This is a genomic window from Pseudoalteromonas sp. Scap03, from assembly GCF_013393115.1.
GTDB lineage: Bacteria > Pseudomonadota > Gammaproteobacteria > Enterobacterales > Alteromonadaceae > Pseudoalteromonas.
This window is the reverse complement of record NZ_VDEU01000001.1, coordinates 547,273-555,000: the sequence shown is the minus strand read 5'-3', so window position 1 is coordinate 555,000 and position 7,728 is coordinate 547,273. Positions and strand designations below refer to the sequence as shown.

Here is a 7,728-nt window from a genome sequence, read left to right as displayed (position 1 = left end):
TGAACCTTTACTACAGCTTGGCACTGAACATTGAACCTACATGTGTAGGATAGGTGGGAGACTTTGAAGCAGAGACGCTAGTTTTTGTGGAGTCGTCCTTGAAATACCACCCTTGTAGTTTTGATGTTCTAACGTTGGCCCCTGAATCGGGGTTACGGACAGTGCCTGGTGGGTAGTTTGACTGGGGCGGTCTCCTCCCAAAGAGTAACGGAGGAGCACGAAGGTTGGCTAAGTACGGTCGGACATCGTACGGTTAGTGTAATGGTAGAAGCCAGCTTAACTGCGAGACAGACACGTCGAGCAGGTACGAAAGTAGGTCATAGTGATCCGGTGGTTCTGAATGGAAGGGCCATCGCTCAACGGATAAAAGGTACTCCGGGGATAACAGGCTGATACCGCCCAAGAGTTCATATCGACGGCGGTGTTTGGCACCTCGATGTCGGCTCATCACATCCTGGGGCTGAAGTCGGTCCCAAGGGTATGGCTGTTCGCCATTTAAAGTGGTACGCGAGCTGGGTTTAGAACGTCGTGAGACAGTTCGGTCCCTATCTGCCGTGGGCGTTTGAGAATTGAGAGGGGTTGCTCCTAGTACGAGAGGACCGGAGTGAACGAACCGCTGGTGTTCGGGTTGTCATGCCAATGGCATTGCCCGGTAGCTACGTTCGGAACTGATAAGCGCTGAAAGCATCTAAGCGCGAAGCAGGCCTCGAGATGAGTTCTCACTAGACTTTTAAAGTCTCTGAAGGGCCGTTGAAGACTACAACGTTGATAGGCAAGATGTGGAAGTGGTGTGAGCCATTAAGCTAACTTGTACTAATTACCCGTGAGGCTTAACCATACAACGCCAAACGCGTTTTATGTGATAGTGAAACAAGCGAAGAAGTTAATATAACTAAAGTAGATTACTGAAGACATTTTATTATCAGAATTCCAAATTTTAGTAAGCTCGATTAAATCGAACTTACACCAAATTTGCTTGGTGACAATAGCGTTTTGGACCCACCTGACCCCATGCCGAACTCAGTAGTGAAACGAAACAGCGCCGATGATAGTGTAGCATTTGTTATGTGAAAGTAGGTCATTACCAGGCTCCAAATAAGAGAAACCCGTTACAGAAATGTGACGGTTTTTTTGCTGTTTGAAGGAAAGCAAAATGCGCACATTCACCCAGCACCTATCGCGTAGGTTGGGCGAGCGAAGCGACTCCCGACACAATGATAGTATCCCATTTTTTATGTGGCTTTCCATCGCTGTGGACACTACGACATTCTAGGGCATTGTCGCTCGACTCCAAATACAAGAAAGCCCGATTCGAAAGAGTTGGGCTTTTTTACGTCTGTAGGAGAGTGAAAACATAGGTGTAAGTTTATGGGCATGAAGTTACGGTATAAGGGAATAACTAGTTGGGAAAATTAATATGTGGCTTTATGCGAATAAGTTACTAAGCTTGTGCGTAATTTGACTTGTTGCCTAACCAGCGTTGAATGAGAGGGTCTACATACTGAGGATATTGCTTCAACATCTGTTGTGCTATGGGTCTAACTTGATTTAAGGCTTGCTTATCTCTAGTTAAGTCTGCAATTTTAAATTCTGCTAAGCCGGTTTGTTTGGTCCCAAGAACTTCACCTGGGCCGCGTATTTCTAAATCACGTTCTGCGATAACAAATCCGTCGTTACTATCGCGCAGTACTCCTAACCGTTTCTGTGCGGTATGTGAAAGCGGTGCATGGTATAAAAGCACGCAGTGAGATGCCGTAGCTCCACGGCCTACGCGGCCACGTAGTTGGTGAAGCTGTGCTAAACCTAGGCGCTCAGGGTTTTCGATAATAATCAAACTCGCATTAGGCACATCAACCCCAACTTCGATCACGGTTGTTGCCACAAGTACATGAATTTTACCCGCTTTAAAGTCGCTCATAATGGCTTGCTTTTCCGTAGCTTTCATTCGCCCATGGACTAAGCCAATAGCAAGCTCAGGTAATGCTTCTTTTAGCTGTAATGCACTGTCTTCCGCTGCTTGGCATTGTAGTACTTCAGACTCGTCTATTAGTGTACATACCCAGTAAACCTGTCGACCTTGTTCGTTACAGGCAAGTTTTACGCGACTAATAATGTCATCTCGACGAGTATCAGGAATCGCAACTGTAGTGATAGGAGTCCGCCCAGGTGGTAATTCGTCAATCACTGAGGTTTCTAAGTCTGCATAGGCAGTCATCGCCAGCGTACGTGGTATAGGAGTTGCTGTCATTACTAGCTGATGTGGATAACAATCACCAAAACGGCCTTTTTCACGCAATGATAAACGTTGATGAACTCCAAAGCGGTGTTGTTCATCAATAATGATAAGTACAAGATTGTTAAATTTTACTTCATCTTGAAATAACGCATGGGTACCGATAATCATTTGCGCTTCACCTGAGGCAATCATTGCAAGTGTACTTACGCGCTCTTTACCTTTTGTTTTACCACCTAACCAAGCAACCGTTATTCCAAGGCTTTCAAACCAGCTAGAAAAGTTGATTCCGTGTTGCTCTGACAATATCTCTGTTGGCGCCATTAATGCGACCTGGTAGCCTTTTGCTATCGCAGTTAACGCGCTCAGTGCTGCGACTAGTGTTTTACCAGAGCCAACGTCCCCTTGGACAAGTCGCATCATAGGGTAAGCGTGTTGCATATCTGCTTTAATTTCTGATACCACACGGCTTTGTGCATTGGTTGGCGCAAAGGGTAATTGTGCTAAAAATTGTGTTTCTAATGAATTAGTGGGCTCAAGTGCAACGGCTTTAACTTGCTGCCCCTGTTCTCTTACTTTTAATAAACTGAGATTTTGCGCCAGTAATTCTTCAAATACGAGTCGCTGCTGTGCTGGGTGAGTCCCTTGTTCAAGCGCAATGATATCTACATCATTAGGGGGGCGGTGTAGTAATAATAACGCATCACTTAACGGTAGTTGCGATGGTTGCCATTGTTGGGGAAGTAGCTCTTCTACTGCATACTTTTGAAGTAATTCTATTGCCTGTTCACTCAACGCCCTAATGGAGAGCTGCTTTAACCCCTCGGTTGTTGAATAGACTGGCGTAAGTGTTGATGATGTTGGTTGTTGTTCAAAAGTGTCGCTAATACTGTATTCAGGATGACTCATTTCAAAGCCAATACGTCCGCGACGTATTTCGCCAAAGCAACGAATTATTTTGCCTGTGCTAAATGCATTTTTTTGTGCTGCGGTAAAATTAAAAAATCGTAGTGTTAACCTACCTGTACCATCATTTATTTGGCAAACCAGCATGCGCCGCTTTCCAAAGGTTATTTGACTGGTTTCAATGGTTGCTTGAACAGTTACGTGGCTATGAGGGGTCAACTCACTAATTGTATAAATACGGGTTCTGTCTTCATACCTAAGCGGCAAATGAAATAGCATGTCCTGTACTGTACTAATACCTAGCTTTAAAAGCCGTTCAGCCATTTTAGGACCAACGCCTTTAAGTTCTGTGATTGGGTATTGGCTTAAGCTAGGTTTAGACAATGTAGGCTCAATTATTATTATTTAGTAAGTTAAGTGTACTGATACACTGTATATGCATCAAGTATGTTTTAACGCCTGCCAAAACTGTTCATCAGCAACAATTTCGCCGTTTTCATCAAGAGCAGGGTAAGGTAGGTTTTTTTGTTTGCATTGCCTTGCAATAATTGGGTGGCAGCCTTCAAAGTACATTGGGTGCTTAATTTCTTCACTCAGCATATTTCTATTGTATAAACCAGCTAGATCACGTTGACGCTGCGCCTCAAATAAAATTAGGGCTGCTGCAACTGATACATTTAACGACTGCACCATGCCTTGCATTGGAATAATGATGTTTTGATCTGCATACTCTAAGGCTTGTGGAGAGATCCCCGTTTTTTCTTGGCCGACAATAATTGCAGTCGGTTTAGTATAATCAATTTCTCTGAAGTCGACAGCATCTTCACTTAAATGCGTCGCTAAAATTTGTACATCAGGATTATGAGTACGCATACTCGCAACGGCATCATCTATGTTTCTGTGAAGATGTGTGTCTAACCAGTTTTTACTGCCACCTGAGGTATTATTGGTTAGCCACTTTTGTTTTTCTGGCCACACGGCATGCACATGATGACAACCAACGGCATCAGCCGTTCTAACAATTGCTGATAAGTTATGGTGTTTGTGTACGTCTTCTAAGCATACGGTAAGGTCGGTTTGACGACGTGAAAGTACATTTTCAATTCTTTGGTAACGAGTTTGCTGCATGGGAGTCCTCTTTTTCGGCAAATTATACGAGATTTTTCACCTTAAGGCACCACTGTTCGACTAATCGGGTTTTGTAATGAGATCAGGGTTTCGGTTGATTGAATGGCTTCTATTGCCTGTATTTTATTGATTAATACATCTTGTAGATGATCGATAGAGCGAGTCATTACTTTAATAAAAATACTGTAATTACCAGTGGTGTAATATGCTTCGACCACTTCCTCTAATGATTCTAATTTTATAAGTGTTTGCGGATAATCGCGCGCGTTGTTCAAATTAATACCAATAAAACAACACACATCGTAACCTAATTGCTTTGTATTAATGGTTAGTTGAGTACCTGTGATGATCTCTGCATGTTTCATTTTTTCGATTCGCACATGAATTGTTCCTGCGCTTACACTAAAGCGTTTTGCTAATTCAGCATAAGGTGTACGCGCATTATCCATTAATGCATGCAGAATCTGTTTATCAAGATTATCGATTTGATAATTTTCCATAGATTTAACCGTCTTTAATTATGGTATTAGTTATTTTTATACCACTTTTTTAATGGTTTTAATATCGTAAAGCTATTTTTATTATGGGATATTGAATTAAATAGTTTAATTGTTACGATAACCTCATTGAAGCGTGATTGTGCGCTAAGTAGTAAATACAATAACTGGGAATGAGGCCAATTATTATGAGTTCACATTATGTGCAGCAGCAGCAGCAAATAAGTAAAGTTAAGCAGTTCTTTTCGCAGCAATTAGAACAAAAACTGGGCTTAATTGAAGTTCAAGCGCCTATTTTAGCTAAAGTAGGCGACGGTACACAGGATAACTTAAGTGGGCACGAGAACGCCGTGGCTGTGAATATTAAAGCGATTGCAGATAGCCGTTACGAAGTGGTGCATTCTCTTGCTAAGTGGAAGCGTAAAACCTTGGGTGAATATGGCTTTTCACAAGGTGAGGGAATTTATACGCAAATGAAAGCGTTGCGACCTGATGAAGATTCATTAAGCCCAATCCATTCTGTTTATGTTGATCAATGGGATTGGGAGCAAGTTATTTGTGAAAGTACGCAACGTTCGCTATCTACTCTCAAGCAAACGGTTGAAACGATTTACCAAGGTATTAAAGCCACTGAACAATATGTTAGTGCAAGCTTTGGCTTAAGAGCATTTTTGCCAGCTAAAATTACTTTTGTACACAGTGAAGAACTGCGTAAAATGTACCCTGACTTTAGCGCTAAGCAGCGTGAGAAAGCGATTGCTCAAGAATATGGTGCTGTGTTTTTAATTGGTATTGGCGGAGCATTAAGTGATGGTAAAATTCATGATGTGAGAGCGCCAGATTACGACGATTGGTCAACACCAACATGTGATCAGTATATGGGATTAAATGGCGATATTTTAGTATGGAATCCAATTCTTGAAGATGCTTTCGAAATATCATCTATGGGAATTCGAGTGAGTCCTGAAGTTTTGCAAGCTCAATTGGGAATTACCGGTGACGAAGACCGTTTAGAGTTTGATTGGCATAAAGCATTGTTAGAAAGTAAATTTCCTCAAACAATTGGTGGTGGTATTGGTCAGTCTCGCTTGGCTATGCTGTTATTACAAAAACAACACATAGGGCAAGTGCAGGTAGGTGTGTGGCCAGCACAAACCTATGACAGTGTAGACGGCTTACTATAAAGAATAAGGGGCTGTTACTAACAGCCCCTTATAATTAAGTTTTAAACTCAATTTCTATTTTATTGTTTTCTAACTTAACATTACTTGGTGGAAAGTTACGAGTTGTTTTAAGTAACTTGTTGAATATATGGATTTCCACTCCAGAATGTAAAACGGTATTTACGGTTAAAATGGCTTCATCGAGCATGGTATTTAGTTTTTGCTCTAAACTCGCTATCTGCTTTTCTAGTTGTTCAGCTTGTTGACTATGATGTATCTGAGTTGATCCAATCTTATTCATGAGCTCGCTTTTTTTATGAGCATCTTTAATTAAATCTGCTTTTTCTAATGCAGCTTGTAAGCTATCAACCTGTTCATTTGCAGCTGTTAATTCACTAAAATATTTATCAATATCTTTGGTCATTTGAGTAGCTGAAGCGGCTAAATTAATTGCCATTTTAGCCCCTGATTCGTTACCAATTTCTCCGGCAATTAGTTTAGTGGCATCTAAAATTTCACCTCCAAATAACTTTCCTTTAGGTAGTTCTGATTGACCAATTTGAATTATATTTTTTGCTTTCATTGAGCTGTGGCTGGCTTGGCGGTCAAGCAATATGCTGTTAGCTTCAATGTAGCAATATTGAGAGTGTGAGGCATGCACATCACCTGCGCAAATTATTCTGCAAGAAAGTGATTTATCTTCAGGCTTTTGATGGCCAATCACCCCTTGTTTTACAAGTATATCGCCACCGGCGGTTAATTCTCCAGATTCGACTGTACCAAAAACGGTAATGTCACCTGTTGCATTTATCCGCATTCCAGGCTCTACATTTTTACTAACTATAACACTACCTTCAAAGTCGATATGGCCTGTTTTTACAGACACATCGTTAACAGTGAAAATATCGTCAACACGCATTCCGTTATTTATTTCAACAGGCACGCCGGCAATAGTTGAAAGTAATTCCATCGGGTTATTTTTTGATATTTCAGTACCCTCACCTGCAATTAGGGCATGAACTTGCCCTGGTTTGGCTGGTAAAACATCACCTATCACGGTAAACCCTTCTTGACCAGGAGTAGCAGGTTGCTGCTGGATTAGTAATTCACCCGGTTTAACACTTGCTAATTTACCAAAATCACGCATATCAACACTACCATCTTCTTTTAATTTGGGTGCTTTAAGGCGGTCCTTTAAGGTTTTAACCATGGCTTTAAATTTACTATCTTGGCCGTCAGTAGGTAAACGTCCTTTAGCGAGTGGTCCGCTAACTACAGAGCCCGGAGGAAGCTCAAATTGCTTTTGTAAAAGCTGCTCTAAAAATGCTTGTTTATAACCTCTAGCAACATGCGCTTTCACTAATTCTTTTTTAGCTTCATCAAAACTGAGTGTTGCGCCACCTTTGGCGAGAGTGAGCGTGCCAGTGGCTAGCATTTTATCATCGCTGATTTCAACGATTAAGGTTGCATCGTGGCGTGTTGCAACGACTAAGATTCGTTCAGGTGTTGCACTACTGAAATAGTTATTTATGGCGTCATGATCGATTTCACACTCGCTGTAAGGCGATTGTTCAATTGCTTCAATGATAAAAGCAGCACTGGTGGGTGCAGATTTACTCGTATCGAGCAATACATTGCCATTATGAGCAAGCTTAAACACAAGTTATCCTTTTCTACTACAAAAGTAAGGTTTAATAAAATAACGTGATTACAGAGTGCTAGAATTTTAGTTTTGAGTCAAGAATTCATCAAAGTGTAGCTATAGAATGGGATAAAAGCTATGAGCGGCGCTCATAGCTTA

The 7,728-nt window shown here is 41.4% G+C and carries 5 protein-coding genes and 2 rRNA genes (1 of these 7 only partly in view); 3 read left to right on the top strand and 4 right to left on the bottom strand.

What is annotated here, in order from left to right; all coding sequences use genetic code 11:
• Both FHG08_RS02480 and rrf read left to right on the top strand, forming a co-directional pair.
• Positions 1-838: ribosomal RNA gene (locus tag FHG08_RS02480) — 23S ribosomal RNA — on the top strand (it extends 2,047 nt beyond the left edge of the window).
• Positions 839-975: 137 nt separating this feature from the next.
• Positions 976-1,090 (top strand): 5S ribosomal RNA (rrf, locus tag FHG08_RS02475).
• 351 nt (positions 1,091-1,441) lie between these two features.
• On the opposite strand, the gene recG is transcribed toward rrf, so the two are convergent.
• The 3 genes from recG to asnC are packed head-to-tail and all read right to left on the bottom strand — an operon-like array spanning position 1,442 to position 4,767.
• Positions 1,442-3,523 carry an ATP-dependent DNA helicase RecG gene (recG, locus tag FHG08_RS02470; RefSeq protein WP_178956712.1) on the bottom strand — a complete coding sequence of 694 codons (2,082 nt, stop codon included), beginning with the start codon at positions 3,521-3,523 and terminating at the stop codon, positions 1,442-1,444.
• A gap of 57 nt (positions 3,524-3,580) precedes the next feature.
• The gene (gene trmH, locus FHG08_RS02465) at positions 3,581-4,267 is read right to left on the bottom strand and encodes a tRNA (guanosine(18)-2'-O)-methyltransferase TrmH (RefSeq protein ID WP_138606303.1); all 687 of its coding nucleotides are present in this window, start codon (positions 4,265-4,267) and stop codon (positions 3,581-3,583) included.
• 41 nt (positions 4,268-4,308) lie between these two features.
• Entirely contained in the window at positions 4,309-4,767 is a 459-nt protein-coding gene (asnC, locus tag FHG08_RS02460) for a transcriptional regulator AsnC (RefSeq protein WP_138606304.1), read from the bottom strand.
• A gap of 185 nt (positions 4,768-4,952) precedes the next feature.
• On the opposite strand from asnC, the gene asnA reads away from it, so the two are divergent.
• The gene (gene asnA / locus FHG08_RS02455; RefSeq protein ID WP_178956711.1) at positions 4,953-5,948 is read left to right on the top strand and encodes an aspartate--ammonia ligase; all 996 of its coding nucleotides are present in this window, start codon (positions 4,953-4,955) and stop codon (positions 5,946-5,948) included.
• Between the two features lie 34 nt (positions 5,949-5,982).
• Here the strand turns inward: asnA and FHG08_RS02450 are convergent, their stop codons facing one another.
• On the bottom strand, positions 5,983-7,587 hold the full coding sequence (locus tag FHG08_RS02450) for a DUF342 domain-containing protein (RefSeq protein ID WP_178956710.1): 1,605 nt from the start codon (positions 7,585-7,587) through the stop codon (positions 5,983-5,985).
• Positions 7,588-7,728: the final 141 nt, after the last annotated feature.